Raw genomic sequence first — 14,490 nt, 5'->3', positions numbered from 1 at the left:
GAAGGTTTTTTTAATATTTCAGACCGGGCTATTCCTATGGTGCACCCTCATACTCAAAAACGGTTGTTACATTTCCATCTATATCCACTTTTCGAACACGCGGAATGACCACATCCTCTTCCCAAAACTCCCACCATTTTGAAGTTCCGAATGTTGATTCCAGCACGTACACTTCCCCATTAAACACATCTACTCCATGGGGAGACCACGGCGCCTCTGATTCCAGGAATACAGATACCTCTCCTTCAGGTGTCACTTTCAGCACTCTGCGATTTCCATAATAAGCCAGGTACACATTTCCGGTTCTATCCACGGTAAAGTCGAATAGAATGTTGGCTCCGGAGAACGGGATGTTTTCGGGATCGTCTTCCTTCAATCCGGTTGCTAACACCGAAACCGAACCACCTTCTTCCATCACCTTAATGCTTTCCCGGTCCAAAATGTACAGCTTGTTATTTAGCCCCCAGGCAAGGTCATCAATGCGATCAATACCCGGTGGTAACTCAATCTCTAATACTTGCCCACTTTCATTTCTCTGAAAAAGACGATTTTCACGGGCAAAATAAACCTTACCATCTTCAGCAACAGCATAGGCCTGAATAAAGAAAAGTTCTTCATCCGTAGTTGGCTTTATGATGAGTTCATTATCCCGTCCATTTATTTTCCAAAGCCTCGCCTGATATCCACCTGCCGCATTATTTCTTTCTGCCCCGTATATCAACCGGTCCGGACTTCGAGAGAGAATGATGTCGCTGGGAGAATGAGAAGATTCCAGTACCTGCTTCAGGTTCTGCTGATTATCAATTTGCCAGACACAGGCGTAATGATCGTCGTCCACAAACGGACAAATAAAGGTAAAGTATATATTTCCTTGTTGATCGATAACCAACCCACCCCAGGGGTGAGCCGAAGCGGTTTGTGGATTAAAAAGCAGTATAAGCAGCGGTAAAATGTATAGAAATTTCTTCATGAACCCGGCATTGGTTTATTTATTCTCAGAGTTCATGGCAAACGATTGGGTGTGAGTTGGGTTGCAGCAGATCTGCTAATTATTCGATTCGCAATAATTTTTTACAGCCTCCATATCTTTCTCGAGCGCTTTTTTCATGATGCCTTTCATCAGCGGATTGATGATTTTTGACATAATTTTATATGACTTAGCATCCATGATCAATGTTAGCTCCGTTCCGTCTTCTTTCTTTTCTACGGTGAAAAGCGAATCCCAAACCGTACCCATGGTATCGGAGACAATACGAATGTGAGCATTTTCAACCAATTCAGTCACCTCAAGTTCAGTAGAGGCCTTTCGCCCGTTCATATCACGGGTTTCCCTGAACTTGGTTCCCACTCCGTATTCCTGATCGGTTAAAAACTCTACGTTTATTATATCAGGAACGGCCTTAGAGAAGTTCTTAATATCCGAAACCGTTTTAAAAACGAGCTCCTTGGGAGCATGTATCCGCTTGGTTACCGTGATGGTGCTCATAGCTTTGCCGGTTAATGAATGGATAAAGCTAAGTTAGAAAATCAGAAATGAAGTGCAAATTTGATGTTCACTTAAGAGAGTATCTCCTGAATCTTCTCAATTTTATGATTTCGGTCAATAGAGTATACATTTCCTTCTGATTCTATATACTCATAAACCAAAAGTGCCCTTTTCCAAAGGCGTGAAAGGTTAGTATTCGGTTCCTCTTCTTCTGATAAAACCGATGCCAATTCAAAAAACAGGTCAGCAACACGCTCCAGGTTTTCATGGTTCATCCCCGGGTGCTCTTCTAAAACCCGAAGCATTTCCTCAGAATCCATATCCAGCAGTTCACTTATATTCAGGTCAAGTTGTTCATTCAGAACTTTATTGGAAATTTCGATCGCCTGATCTGCCTTTTCCTGGGTTTTTAAGCCCACCAAAGTCGAAATCACTCTTGTCAGAACTTGTGTGAGCTGATGGATCTGCCGCATGATGTAATCATTCTGATTCAGCATGTGCCCCTTTCTCAATCAGTAAATTCGGCGATGGTCTCCTCAAAAGCGGTAAGTATGAAGCTGATATCTTCTGTAGTCAGTGAATTGGACAGGAAGAAAGCCTCGAAGGGAGACGGAGGCAAATGCACTCCCCGCTTCAGCATGCCATGAAAGATCTTCCCGAACAGCTCCTTGTCGGTGCGGTTGGCATCTTCGAAAGTTTCCACCGGGCCTTCGCAATAAAACACTCCAATCATAGAACCAACGCGATTCATGGCATGAGGGATATCATACTCGTCAAGTACTTTTGTGATTCCGGTAGCCAGCACCTGCGACTTTTTCTCCAACTCGTCATACACTTCCGGATTCTCTTTTAGCTTCTTCAGCAACGTAAATCCAGCCGCCATCGCCAACGGATTTCCAGACAAGGTGCCCGCCTGATAAACCGGCCCGGTAGGTGCCACATAATCCATAATTTCTTCTTTTCCGCCATAAGCCCCAACGGGCAGTCCGGCCCCAATAATCTTACCGTAAGTTACCATATCGGCCGTTACGCCATACACTTTTTGTGCTCCCTGGAAATCCACCCGAAAGCCTGTCATCACTTCGTCAAAAATGAGTACGATTTCATATTTATCACAAAGCTCCCTTAACCCTTCCAGGAATCCTTTTTTAGGTGGAATGCACCCCATGTTTCCTGCAATGGGTTCCAGGATAATGGCAGCCATATCATTCTTATTGGCTTCCACCAGTTTCTTCACGGAATCCAGATTATTGTACTCGGCATTCAGTGTGTCTTTGGCCGTTCCTTCCGTAACACCGGGGCTGCTCGGCTCGCCCATCGTCAGGGCACCGCTGCCGGCTTCAATCAAAAAGGAATCTCCATGGCCGTGGTAGTTACCTTTAAACTTGATGATCTTATTCTTCCCGGTATATCCACGGGCCACACGAATAGCACTCATCGTTGCTTCGGTTCCGGAATTCACCATCCTGATTTTATCCACGCCCGGAACAGAACTGGTAATCAATTCCGCCATTTCCACTTCCAGTCGGGTTGGTGCTCCAAAAGAGGTAGAGTGTTCGGCTGTTTGCTGAACCGCTTTAATTACATCCGGTTCGGCATGCCCCAACAGCATCGGTCCCCACGAACTGATCAGATCGATATAGCGGTTCCCTTCCTCGTCCCACAAGTACGAACCCTGAGCACGGGTAATAAACAAAGGCGTGCCACCCACGCTATTAAAAGCCCGAACGGGAGAATTCACTCCCCCGGGAATTACTTTGGATGCTCGTTCGTAGAGTTCTTTGCTCTTTGGGTAATCCATCTTTCTGTTTCTCAATTAAAAAATTTCTTTTGTGCTTCAGTAATCTTCTTCTCGGTACGAAGCTCCTGCTTCCCCTGAAATCATAAAAAATTCACGATTATGATTTCAGGATAATACGAGCAGCAGCCTTCGCAAAATACGTGGCAATTAAATCAGCGCCGGCTCTTTTGAATCCTAACAGTACCTCCATCATGGCCTCTTCTTCATTGATCCATCCTTTTTCAGCAGCTGCTTTAATCATGGCGTATTCACCGGAAACGTTATACACCGAAACCGGAATGTTGAAATTCTGTTTTACCGCCCGCACTACATCCAGATATGGCATTCCGGGTTTTACCATCACGATATCAGCGCCTTCCTGAATATCCAGCTCCACTTCACGCAGAGCTTCGTCCACATTAGCCGGATTCATCTGGTAGGTTTTCTTGTCACCAAATCCCGGAGCCGAATCGAGGGCATCACGAAAAGGCCCGTAGTAAGATGAAGCGTATTTGGCACTATATGACATTATTCCCGTATTCTCGAACCCGGCCTCATCAAGGGCTTTACGCATCGCTCCGATCCGGCCATCCATCATATCGGACGGAGCAACCATATCGGCCCCTGCTTTGGCATGACTTACCGCCATCTTTGAAAGCACTTCTACGGAAGGGTCGTTTATAATTTCACCATCTTCTACGATGCCATCATGACCATAAGAGGAATACGGGTCCATCGCCACATCCGTCATAACCAGCAAGTGCGGGTAATGCTTTTTGACGAACCGAACGGATTCTTGCATCAGTCCGTCATCGTTTAAAGCCTCGGTGCCTTTATTGTCTTTCTTTTCGTCAGGTACTTTCACAAATAGCAACACCGACTGAATACCCACTTCCACCAGCTCATCCAGTTCACCTTTTAACTGGTCTAGTGAGTACCGATAATACTCCGGCATGCTGGGGATTTCCTCTTTCTTGTTCTCCCCTTCCATAATGAAAATGGGAGCGATAAAGTCTGACGGATGTAACTGGTTTTCCTGTACCATCTCCCGGATGGCGGGAGACTGCCGGTTTCTTCGTAATCGGGTTGTCGGGTATTTCATATTTCTATGTTTTTCAAAAGTGAAAAGGCAAAAGTAAAAAGCACGCTTTGCCTTTTCACTTTTCAACTTTCACTTACTTATAATTAATCCAATCAATAGGTTTCAGGTGTTCTACCAGCTCAGCTTCGGGACTGCCCGGCTCCGGATGGTGATCGTACACCCACTGCACTTTAGGGGGCAGGCTCATCAAAATAGATTCAATCCGGCCTTTGGTTTTCAGCCCGAATAAGGTACCACGATCATGAATCAAATTGAACTCGACATACCGTCCCCGGCGGATTTCCTGCCAGTCGCGATGCTTTTGTTCATATTCATGATCTTTACGTTCTTTCATGATGGGAAGGTAGGCATCGGTGAAGGCAAACCCGGCCGCTTTGCTAAATTCGGATAGATCATCTGCGGTTCGGTTTTCATCCGGGCGCTGATAATCAAAAAACAACCCGCCGATTCCACGCGCTTCCTCACGGTGGTGATTGTAAAAATAGGCGTCGCACTCTGCTTTGAAGTCAGGATAATAGTTTGGGTCGAACCGGTCGCACACTTCTTTATGCACCTGATGAAAATGTTTAGCATCCTCCGGGAACAGGTAATAGGGCGTCATATCTGCCCCGCCGCCAAACCATTGATCTCTCAGTTCGCCGGTATCTTTATCATACAGTTCAAAATAGCGGTAGTTGGCATGAACTGTGGGCACAAAGGGATTTCTGGGGTGTATGACCAGTGAGACACCCGTCGCAAAGAATTCGGATTCGGGCACATCAAATTTCTTTTGCATGGCTTCCGGCAGAGGCCCGCCCACGGCCGACACATTTACACCGCCTTTCTCTATCACTTCGCCATCGGCAATGATGCGCGTACTGCCTCCTCCGAATCCTTCCCGCTCCCAGTCTTCAATACGAAACTTTTGGGTACCATCTACAGCCTCTAATTCATCGCAGATGTGCTGTTGCACATCCTTCACGAACTTGCTGAATTCTTCTTTTTTGGATTTCAGGTCTGGCATATAAAGCTGAATTTTATTCATTTCGGTTCGGCGAACCGATGTACGTTTACTACATGAACCGGGGTATATTGTTTTTTCTGGTTCCGATCGCTCTGCGTCGGAACCAACTCTTCAATATCTAAAATTCTTTATAGTATCCACGAATCGTTTGGCGTTTTCTACAGGTACATTGGGCAGAATTCCATGTCCCAAATTGGCAATGTAATTTCCTTCACCAAACCGGTTCAGCATCTCCGTGGCTTCGGCCTCAATATTATCCGGATTCATTAACAACTTGGACGGATCAAAATTACCCTGAACTACTTTATCACCGGCAAATTCGCGGGCGTGTTCGGGTGTACATCCCCAGCCAATTCCGAAACCGGATACATGGGTATTGGCAAAAAACGGATAACTCCATTCGGCATCCTTGCAAAACATGATTAACGGCACGCCATAATCTTCTTCAGCAATTCGCTGCAAATGGGGTAACGCCAACTTTCGAAAATCATCCGGTCCCAGTGCGGCCGCCCACGATTCAAACACCTGCAGAGCCTGGGCACCTGCTTTCACCTGATTGTGCAGGTATTGGATGGTCTGATCGGTCATTACATCCAACAGTTTTTGAGCAGCCTCCGGCTGTGAGAATAAAAAGGATTTTGCCGTTGAGAAGGTTTTTGATCCCTGTCCTTCTACCAGGTAACAAAAGAGTGTCCAGGGAGCGCCGGCGAATCCAATTAAAGGAACGCGGCCATCCAGCGTTTTACGGGTGAGCGATAGTGCATCATACACATAGCTCAGTTGTTCTTCTGCCGGAATGATATTCAGGTTTTCGACCTGTTCCACCGTTCGGATTGGATCAGGCAGATAAGGGCCAAAGCCCGGCTTCAGCTGTACTTCCACATCCAGGCATTCAATCAAAACCAGTATATCGGAAAATAGGATGGCTGCATCCGTACCCACGATGTCAATAGGCTGAATGGTGATTTCACAAGCCAGTTCCGGTGTTTTCACACGCTCAAAAAAGCTGTACTTCTTTTTGATTTCCATGTACTCCGGAAGATACCTTCCGGCCTGACGCATCATCCATACCGGTGGTCGTTCTGTTTCTTTGCCTTCAAGTACATCAAGCAGCAATCGGTTTTTCAGTTCAGGAAAATTCATCATCAGTTAAAATAGTTTTGAATGGATTCAGTCAGATCGTCGAGGGTAGAATATTCCGGTGTTATGCAGTTTTCAAAACCCGCCTCTGTAGCTGCGGCCTCTGTGGTTGGGCCAATACAAAAAACTTTGGCTGTGCCGTTTACCTCATTCCGTTCCGAAAAAGACTCCACCGCACTCGGGCTCATAAAAACAATACCGTCGTAATTGGAAATATTTAAGGTATGAGGAGCCAGTTTAGTTCGGTAAACCTCCACGGAGGTAAGGCTTACATTTTCACCCAGCAGTTTATTTAAGTCTCCGGCTTTTAAATTTCCGCAGAAATGAGTCACATTTTTTAGTTCAAGCTCTTTCATCTTTTCAGCCAATGCAACTACGTTGTACTCATCAGGAATGGTGACTTCAAGATTCAGCTCCTCCAGCATTTCTGCCGTCTTAGAGCCTACAGCAAATATGTGTTCTGGTATTTTCAGGTCGTTTATCGCCGGTTTAATGGCTTTTACCGCCTTCTTGCTGGTAAATATCCAGGCATCGGTTTGATCGGGAAGCTGGCTGATCCACATGGCGGGGATCACATATTCGAAAGTGATAAAGGGTACGCTTTCTACGGAAAACCCCGACGACTGTAAAGCGGCCATTCTCTCTTTTTTAAGCCGGGTTGTGAATAAAATTCTGGGCTTATTTGAGTTAATCATTGGTACTTCGGTGGGTTAATAATTCAACCGCTCCGTCTTTCTTCAATAAATCAGCCCATTGATGCCCTTTTTCAGCCGTTGCTTCAGAGACCGGAATTTCCCGTTCCACATCCATACGACGGGACCCATCGAGTGCCAGCACCGCCCCCACAAAGTTAAGCATGCCTCCCTTGATATAGGCATGAGCCCCTACCGGCGAAGAACAACCCGCTTCCAGTTCATTCAAAAACGCCCGTTCAATATCTACACAAATTCGGGTTTCCTCATGATTCAGCTTGTCAAATATCTCCCGGTAATTGGTATCTTTTCTTGCTACCACTCCAACAGCTCCTTGTGAGGGTGCAGGTATCATCCAATCCAGTACCTCACTGATTCTGTTTTCATAACCAATGCGTTCCAGACCGGCATAGGCAAAAACAGCCCCGTACCAGTTGCTGTCATCCACTTTTTTGAGGCGGGTGGGCACATTCCCTCTCAAACCAACTACCTCATCTTCCGGAAAACGATTTTTCCAGAAGGCGGTCCGGCGTATGCTGCCCGTTGCAATGGTTCTGTTGACATCCTGACCTTCACCTTTAGGCTTTACCAATACATCCTGTGGATTTCCCCTTTCCAGTACTGATACCAAATCGAGATCATTCAATAATACCGTCGGGACATCTTTCAGGGAATGAACGGCAAGATCAACCTCTCCTTTGATAAGGGCATCATCCAGAGCCTTGGTAAAAACGCCTTTGTCGCCCAGTTTATGGATAGGAATATCCTGCTCTTTGTCTCCAAACGACTCAATTTCCACCAGCTGTGTTTGCACACCAAGCTCGCTCAGCTTTTTGCTAACTAATTCCGCCTGCCAAAGAGCCAGCGTACTTTTACGGGTACCAATTTTAAGCTTCATTTTCTGCCTTCTCGAATTCTTTGTCGATTCGATCTATGTGAATGGCCATAATTTTCTTTTTGATGCGACGCGTTACTTCTTCCATCTGTGCATAAGAGTCATCGTCCATCTTATGTTTTACCCGATCCAGTTCCGCATCGGTAATATCACTTAGCCGGTGATCAATTTCTTTGATGCGCGGCAAGAGGTACCTGGAGCGTTTCACGCCTTTGAGGAAATCAGTTTTTTCTTCCTCAATGATCTTCTTGATTTTTGGAATGGCTTTTTCTCTCTTTTCCAGCGCCTTTTGGTTGTCTTCATGGATGGAATCCATATCAACCAGTGTAACCTGCTCTAAATCTCCCACGGCCGGATCTACATTTCGTGGTACGCTTAAATCAAGTACCAGCTGAGATTTCTCAACGCCTTTAAAGTGCCCGGGGAGCAAAATGGGTTTAGTGGCGCCGGTTGCGGCTATAATGAGGTCTGCTTTTTTGATTTCATCTTCCAGTTCTGAAAAAGCATGGGCTTTTATATCAAACGAAGAGGCCAGCTCTTTGGCCCGATCGATGGTTCGGTTTACCACAGAAATATGTTCGGCACCATTGGAGACCAGGTTTTTACAGGAAACCTTACCCATTTTACCCGCGCCCACCAACAGAATGTTGACAGAACTCAGGTTCTTAAAGTGATCAAGGGCATGCTGGGTAGCTGCAAACCCGACAGAAGCCGTACCTCGGCCGAAATCGGTTTCAGTACGGCTTCTTTTGTGTGCTCGGAAAACAGATTGTATTAGTTGATGAAATTCGCCGGAAAGCTGATCCTTGGATTTTTTGTAGGCCTGTTTCACCTGTTGTATAATTTGAACATCTCCCAAAACCTGGGAATCAAGCCCCGTGCCTACTTTATACAAATGGTTATAGGCATCCTCCTCTTCATAGATATAGCCATGCTCTTTAAAAAAATCGCGGTCGGTGCTGGTTGATTTGCAAAGTGCAGAAATCAACACCTCCGCATCACAAAAAGCATATAACTCGGTTCTGTTACAGGTATCCAGCATCACCACTCCTCCGGGAATATCTTTGGTATGAAAGTCCAAAAGCTCCCTGCGATGACTGTCTAAATAAAATAATTCACGAATAGAGACCTCACTTTTCCAGTGAGAAATTCCTATTGCACTAAACCTCATAAATTGTCTCTAAAAAATTTTCCGGCACATTGAACGACAAAGTAGTTTCCGAATGTGAAGATTATGTGAAGAAATAAATTCACATATCTTTAAAAACACTCCTGAAAAGATGTATGGGCAGATTTTTATTCTTCACATTTCATGAAAGCATGCTAAAGATAAGCCTCTTTCTGTTTAGAATTAATTCAAATTCGTTGTTTCGCTAATAAGAAATAAATTCTCGCTAACAACAGGACCCCTATCTCTGTTTCTTTCCCTTTGGGAAGGAAAGAGGACGCCATGGCAAGTGTGGTTTGGCATCTGATTTTTGCTTCTATGGCTGGGATCTCTTTTTATTTCATCATACCCTCCTCGATGTTAAATAACTCAATGACTATATTCTCTCTTCTTCAAAAATATTAAATAAGCGTTTTTATGGATCTTCAGTTAACAGGAAAAGTCACACAAATATTAGATGAGCAATCAGGTCAGGGAAAAAACGGTCCATGGAGAAAAAGGGATTTTATTCTTGAAACCAAAGGGCAGTATCCCAAGCAGGTGTGCATTACACAGTGGGGTGATAACATCGACCAGCAGGCGGTGAATAAAGGAGATGAGGTCACCGTTTCCATCGATATCCAAAGCCGGGAGTATAAAGGCAACTGGTACACCGATGTAAAAGCCTGGAAAGTAGAAAAAGCCCAGGGAGATGTTCAGGCCCCTCCAAGTGCTCCCGGTTTAACCCGCGAAGGAAACCAGGAAATGGACCTGGATGACGACCTGCCGTTTTAGTTTTAGTATAATCCAAAAGTTTACTTATCAAACATAAAAAACCACCGCCCTCACAAGCGGTGGCTGTTGGATCAACCTTTGAATAGCTACTTTCAGAATTGGTATCCATAACTCAATTACTTTTAAGTAACTATAAACCAGCCCTAATTTCACCGCATAACTGTGTAGTATTTAGACGACCGGTATATCCATTTGGATTGATTCAACCTAATTTCGTCTCCAATCGAGATCTTCTTTAGGTTTGTTATCCAGTATTTCCTCAATCCGCTCCATTGCTTCCTCATCAACCTTGTCGAGGATTTCCATGGTTTTCATGTTTTGCTCTACCTGTTCCACAGTAGAAGCTCCGGTAATTACTGTACTTACATTCTCATTATTCAGGCACCAGGCAAGAGCAAGCTGTGGCATCGGCACTCCTATTTCATCGGAGACTTTAGCCAGTTTCTCCACCTTCCTTAGCTTGGCTTTTCCGTTCTCGCTTTCAAGCAGCTTTTTTCGAAGCCAGCTGTATTTGTCAAGATCCAGACGAGATCCTTCAGGAATTCCATCGTTATACTTTCCGGTGAGCAAGCCACTGGCCAGCGGACTCCAAATCGTAGTCCCTAATCCAATATCGTCGTAGAGGCTTGAAAATTCTTTCTCCACTTTATCTCTCTTGAACATATTGTATTCAGGCTGCTCCATCAGTGGCGGACGTAAGTGATTTTCCCGGGCGAAGTCATAAGCTTTTCGAATTTGATCGGCGCTCCACTCACTGGTTCCCCAGTATAAAGCCTTGCCTTCATTAATCACCTGATTCATAGCCCAAACGGTTTCTTCCACCGGGGTGAATTTATCCGGTCGGTGGCAAAAAATGAGATCTACATAATCCGTTTGCAGTCGCCTTAGGGAGGCTTCGGTTCCCTCTTTGATATGCTTAAATGACAAGCCCTGGTCGTTTACACCTTCCCCGCCCCAGAATATCTTGGTAGAAAGCACCAAGTCCGATCGTTTCCATTCAGCTTTTTTGATAACCTGCCCCATGATGGTTTCCGACTTCCCCATCTCATACGCCTCGGCATTGTCAAAGAAATTTACGCCGGCATCGTAGGCCGTTTTCATTTGATTGTAGGCGAGATCCGTATCCACCTGTTCGCCAAAAGTAACCCACGACCCAAATGACAACGCTGATACTTTAAGTCCTGATCTTCCTAAAAATCTGTATTCCATAACCTGTATTTCCGATTTAATTTTTCTTTTTAGTGATTCAATGTGTTAACAGCTCATAACTGTAATGCGTTCTGCGTATCCCGAAAAAGAAGTGAAGAACAGAATAGCAATTTCAGATGAAAATGAACGGCTGATATCTTTATAGTGAGTGCCATATTACCAACATTTCACCACCTATAAATATAGTATTACCTGCTATTACTTAGCTATAAGAAAACATTGTTTAGCAAAAGTAAAACAGATTTGGTCAGCCGGGCACCTCTGCCGTATATTGATTGAAGTTACTTGAAACAAAAGCCCATCAACAAGTAATACTTCTTCCTCCCTCGATTTCTTCTTTCTCCTTTGGTGAGATAACTTTGTCAGACTACACCGATGAATGCAAAACGTTCATCGCGAGGTGTACATATATTTAAACCGGACTCTCCTTCAGTACGACGACGCAATCTCCTTAACCCACTTGGGTTGCCTGTTCAGGGAGATTATCACGTTGTTCAACTTTTTAACCCTGCATTCGGCAACTTAAGCTTCCGGCAATAATTGCAGGGCTTCAAACAAATTGATAAACCATCTTCAATTATTTGCAAGTTGTTGTAAACAAGTTGTAACTTTGCTGCCCTTTCAAAAAAGAGATCGGGCCCGTAGCTCAGTTGGTTAGAGCAGTCGACTCATAAGGCGGAAAGTATGAAGCTTATCTTGTGTGTTTTTAAAGTACTGAAAACGCCAAAATGTGCCTCTTAAGTTAAAAAAAAGCCCCTTTTCTTACAGTTAGTAAGCGAACAAAAAGGAACGAAAAGGAACACTTTTATTCCCTTCCATTCCCACAATTTTGGTTCGTTTTGGGGTACATTTTTGGAGACTTATCATGGCATATCTCAAGAAACGAAACCGCTATTACTATGTCCGATATCATAGTTCCGTAAAAGGCGTTTCTCAAACCATTACTAAATCGCTTAAAACCCGGCATAAGGATGTAGCACTCAAGATGATCTCTAAGCTGGAGCGCCTGGAGAGTCTCGGCAAAATTGATCCTTTCCATCCCAGCTTTGACCCAATTGCAGCTTTAAAGGAAGTAGAGAATCCCTACAACTGCCGAACGGTTCGTGAGGCGATAGATATGTTTTATGAATCCAAGAAACATTTATCACCTGCGACTATTGCTGCATATAAAAGAGTTTTAGAATATTTTGTGGAATTAAATGATCTTGAAAAAATTGATCCACGCAGGATACACCTCAAGCATTTTGAAAGGGTCATTCTCAGAAAAGAGATTAAAACAGCCACTATGGGATTTTATTTCAAACATCTAAAAACCTGGTGGTATTATTTAAAAAAACGGAAGATTGTGACTAAAGATCTGATCGATCAGATAAGGGAAGAATTACCCAAAGTCCGATCCAGTATTCGACCAAAAATGATTTCTGAAGAAGAACTCATGTCGGTTTTTGAAAAATTTGACGAAGAACTAGAGCGAAAAAAGAAACTTCCGGAATTTGACCCCAGAAAAGTTCAGCACTGGTTTAAGCCTATTCTGGCTCTTTATTACTATGCCGGATTGCGCAAACATGAAGTTGGCCATACTCCCGAGCTAAAATACTCAGGATTGAAAGGGCAAAATCTTGAGTACGTAGATGATGAACTCACCTTTATCTATCTGGGCCCGACAAAAGGAAGAAAAGAGCGATTTATTCCAATTTGCAAAGAACTTCGTGGGTATTTGGAAGATTATTTAAAAATTCGGGGTTCTGTAAAAAATGATGATTTCATATTTATCTATCAGGGAGGACCAACCAAAGGCAAAGCTGTACGTGGTGATCGGGTGTATTACGAATTCAAGCGCTATGCGAAGTTAGCCGGAGTACCTACAACCAGAACCCTTCACGGAATGAGACATCAGGCCATCACTACCTGGATTGAGGATGGTTTTCATACTGCAGAGGCTTCCTTAATGGCCGGACATTCCAGCCAGCAGGTTACCGAGAAGTACACGCACCTTTCGGTAAAGAACCTCAAAAGAAAAATGGATAAGATAGAAAAGCGAAAAGCTGAAGAAGCTAAGGAAGAGCAAAAGAAGCCAGCGACTCAGATTGATACAGTCAACTATTTCTTCAGTGAAACGAGTTATTCTGCTTAACTCATAGCTATGATTACCTACTTTTTATGGAAATAAACAGTAGATAATCAGCTGTTAACCCCAGTGTTTTTAGAAAAAATTGATTCGGATAGTCAGTATTCAAAAAAGTTTAAACAAATCCAGGGCTTTTTCTGCTAAACTGCTAAGATTGACCCAAAATCTATCAAAACACCCATTAAATCATCGTTTATTTACAAATAACTAACTGCTAAGGTCTGCTAACAGGTGCTAAAAGCTGCTAAAATTTCTAGCACACTTTAGCAGTTCTTAGCATTTTCTTTAAATCTTTGCTAAAACCAATATCCCTTCTTTTATATAAACCGGACCATCTTTTAAAAAACTTAGCAGTGTTTAGCAGCTTAGCATAGGTTTTTCTTTATTTATTTGAAAGAAATAGACATTCGGGTTTCGGTATCTAGTCATTATTGAATGATTCCTTATAACAAATCACTTGAATTAGGCCACATTTAGGCTAATAACTTTCGTTAACTAATACTTACTGTCAATTTCTTTGAAAGATGTGAGGGATATTAGAAATAATTCGTGATTTGAAACTTATAAATTACTGTTTAATTGAGCCTTTTTGAGATTCGTTTAAAAAAATTGAGCTATTTTCGCCTTTGGGGAGTCTTTTTTTAAATACCGAGCTGCATTAAATGCTGTTTTATTCCAGTTTACTCATATAACTCCGCAGAATTCCAGGAAAGCTTTTAAACGTCCAAAACCCCATCAACCTCCTGCATCAATCGATCTGTCTCCATAAGGGCCACGATGATTTTTTGGTAGTGACGAATTTCATCAATAGAGAGTTCGCGATCTCGTCGGTCTTTGAGCCATTTTTCGGCGGGTTGGTAGCCGCCGATGTAGAATTCCCAGGCTTTTTTTGGAACCTTGCCGAAATACTGTTCTTCGTTTATCCACACTTTCCCGGTGGTTTCATCATCGTCTTCCGGAATAAAACCAGGATCGGTTTTTGTAAGCCGGTTGGAAATCACATTGCTCCCTGCAATGGGATAGGTGGTTATAAATTTTTCTACAACTGGATGCTCCAGCAAGTGAATTTGGCGTAGCTCTCCACCAAGTTCTACGAGTTCCCAAAAAAGCTCA

Annotated in this window: 14 protein-coding genes; 2 read left to right on the top strand and 12 right to left on the bottom strand. The window is 43.7% G+C overall.

The genetic code is table 11. The features are described from left to right. Positions 1-34 precede the first annotated feature (34 nt). The 10 genes from ABFW99_RS10825 to hemA all read right to left on the bottom strand — a co-directional run bounded on the left by ABFW99_RS10825 (position 35) and on the right by hemA (position 9,269). Positions 35-970, bottom strand: coding sequence for a hypothetical protein (locus ABFW99_RS10825; protein ID WP_349354038.1), 936 nt, complete (start codon positions 968-970; stop codon positions 35-37). Between the two features lie 75 nt (positions 971-1,045). Continuing rightward, a complete protein-coding gene (locus tag ABFW99_RS10820) occupies positions 1,046-1,486 on the bottom strand; it encodes an SRPBCC family protein (protein ID WP_349354037.1) in 441 nt (146 codons plus the stop codon). Positions 1,487-1,557: 71 nt separating this feature from the next. Then, positions 1,558-1,983 (bottom strand): hypothetical protein, encoded by a 426-nt coding sequence (locus ABFW99_RS10815; RefSeq protein ID WP_349354036.1) that lies wholly within the window; start codon positions 1,981-1,983, stop codon positions 1,558-1,560. 11 nt (positions 1,984-1,994) lie between these two features. Then, the gene (gene hemL / locus ABFW99_RS10810; RefSeq protein ID WP_349354035.1) at positions 1,995-3,287 is read right to left on the bottom strand and encodes a glutamate-1-semialdehyde 2,1-aminomutase; all 1,293 of its coding nucleotides are present in this window, start codon (positions 3,285-3,287) and stop codon (positions 1,995-1,997) included. Between the two features lie 97 nt (positions 3,288-3,384). Next, the gene (gene hemB, locus ABFW99_RS10805; RefSeq protein WP_349354034.1) at positions 3,385-4,368 is read right to left on the bottom strand and encodes a porphobilinogen synthase; all 984 of its coding nucleotides are present in this window, start codon (positions 4,366-4,368) and stop codon (positions 3,385-3,387) included. A 73-nt stretch (positions 4,369-4,441) separates the two neighbouring features. Continuing rightward, positions 4,442-5,371 (bottom strand): oxygen-dependent coproporphyrinogen oxidase, encoded by a 930-nt coding sequence (gene hemF / locus ABFW99_RS10800; RefSeq protein ID WP_349354033.1) that lies wholly within the window; start codon positions 5,369-5,371, stop codon positions 4,442-4,444. 111 nt (positions 5,372-5,482) lie between these two features. After that, the gene (gene hemE, locus ABFW99_RS10795; protein ID WP_349354230.1) at positions 5,483-6,514 is read right to left on the bottom strand and encodes a uroporphyrinogen decarboxylase; all 1,032 of its coding nucleotides are present in this window, start codon (positions 6,512-6,514) and stop codon (positions 5,483-5,485) included. Positions 6,515-6,516: 2 nt separating this feature from the next. After that, positions 6,517-7,206, bottom strand: a complete 690-nt coding sequence (locus ABFW99_RS10790) for a uroporphyrinogen-III synthase (RefSeq protein ID WP_349354032.1) — start codon at positions 7,204-7,206, stop codon at positions 6,517-6,519. Beyond that, positions 7,199-8,101, bottom strand: a complete 903-nt coding sequence (gene hemC / locus ABFW99_RS10785) for a hydroxymethylbilane synthase (protein ID WP_349354031.1) — start codon at positions 8,099-8,101, stop codon at positions 7,199-7,201. The genes ABFW99_RS10790 and hemC overlap by 8 nt, the downstream gene beginning before the upstream one ends. Continuing rightward, positions 8,091-9,269, bottom strand: a complete 1,179-nt coding sequence (gene hemA / locus ABFW99_RS10780; protein ID WP_349354030.1) for a glutamyl-tRNA reductase — start codon at positions 9,267-9,269, stop codon at positions 8,091-8,093. Before hemA ends, hemC begins: the two co-directional genes overlap by 11 nt. 414 nt (positions 9,270-9,683) lie before the next feature. Between hemA and ABFW99_RS10775 the strand changes: the two genes are divergently transcribed. After that, on the top strand, positions 9,684-10,040 hold the full coding sequence (locus tag ABFW99_RS10775) for a DUF3127 domain-containing protein (RefSeq protein ID WP_255135337.1): 357 nt from the start codon (positions 9,684-9,686) through the stop codon (positions 10,038-10,040). A 207-nt stretch (positions 10,041-10,247) separates the two neighbouring features. Here the strand turns inward: ABFW99_RS10775 and ABFW99_RS10770 are convergent, their stop codons facing one another. Then, positions 10,248-11,249, bottom strand: a complete 1,002-nt coding sequence (locus ABFW99_RS10770) for a potassium channel beta subunit family protein (RefSeq protein WP_349354029.1) — start codon at positions 11,247-11,249, stop codon at positions 10,248-10,250. A gap of 865 nt (positions 11,250-12,114) precedes the next feature. Here ABFW99_RS10770 and ABFW99_RS10765 point away from each other — a divergent pair. Further along, positions 12,115-13,383 carry a tyrosine-type recombinase/integrase gene (locus ABFW99_RS10765; protein WP_349354028.1) on the top strand — a complete coding sequence of 423 codons (1,269 nt, stop codon included), beginning with the start codon at positions 12,115-12,117 and terminating at the stop codon, positions 13,381-13,383. A gap of 710 nt (positions 13,384-14,093) precedes the next feature. On the opposite strand, the gene ABFW99_RS10760 is transcribed toward ABFW99_RS10765, so the two are convergent. Beyond that, positions 14,094-14,490, bottom strand: a 397-nt coding sequence (locus ABFW99_RS10760) for a type ISP restriction/modification enzyme (protein WP_349354027.1), incomplete at its 5' end; no start/stop codon positions are given.

Origin of the sequence: Gracilimonas sp. BCB1 (assembly GCF_040117685.2) — a bacterium.
In the GTDB taxonomy this organism is placed as follows: Bacteria; Bacteroidota; Rhodothermia; order Balneolales; family Balneolaceae; genus Gracilimonas.
This window is presented reverse-complemented; position numbering and strand designations above follow the sequence as displayed.

Coding starts and splice junctions, on each gene's coding strand:
- hemA (WP_349354030.1), bottom strand. CDS start 9,269: ATGAGGTTTAGTGCAATAGGAATTTCTCACTGGAAAAGTGAGGTCTCT.
- ABFW99_RS10790 (WP_349354032.1), bottom strand. CDS start 7,206: ATGATTAACTCAAATAAGCCCAGAATTTTATTCACAACCCGGCTTAAA.
- hemE (WP_349354230.1), bottom strand. CDS start 6,514: ATGAATTTTCCTGAACTGAAAAACCGATTGCTGCTTGATGTACTTGAA.
- ABFW99_RS10765 (WP_349354028.1), top strand. CDS start 12,115: ATGGCATATCTCAAGAAACGAAACCGCTATTACTATGTCCGATATCAT.
- ABFW99_RS10820 (WP_349354037.1), bottom strand. CDS start 1,486: ATGAGCACCATCACGGTAACCAAGCGGATACATGCTCCCAAGGAGCTC.
- hemL (WP_349354035.1), bottom strand. CDS start 3,287: ATGGATTACCCAAAGAGCAAAGAACTCTACGAACGAGCATCCAAAGTA.
- ABFW99_RS10775 (WP_255135337.1), top strand. CDS start 9,684: ATGGATCTTCAGTTAACAGGAAAAGTCACACAAATATTAGATGAGCAA.
- hemF (WP_349354033.1), bottom strand. CDS start 5,371: ATGCCAGACCTGAAATCCAAAAAAGAAGAATTCAGCAAGTTCGTGAAG.
- hemC (WP_349354031.1), bottom strand. CDS start 8,101: ATGAAGCTTAAAATTGGTACCCGTAAAAGTACGCTGGCTCTTTGGCAG.
- hemB (WP_349354034.1), bottom strand. CDS start 4,368: ATGAAATACCCGACAACCCGATTACGAAGAAACCGGCAGTCTCCCGCC.
- ABFW99_RS10770 (WP_349354029.1), bottom strand. CDS start 11,249: ATGGAATACAGATTTTTAGGAAGATCAGGACTTAAAGTATCAGCGTTG.
- ABFW99_RS10825 (WP_349354038.1), bottom strand. CDS start 970: ATGAAGAAATTTCTATACATTTTACCGCTGCTTATACTGCTTTTTAAT.
- ABFW99_RS10815 (WP_349354036.1), bottom strand. CDS start 1,983: ATGCTGAATCAGAATGATTACATCATGCGGCAGATCCATCAGCTCACA.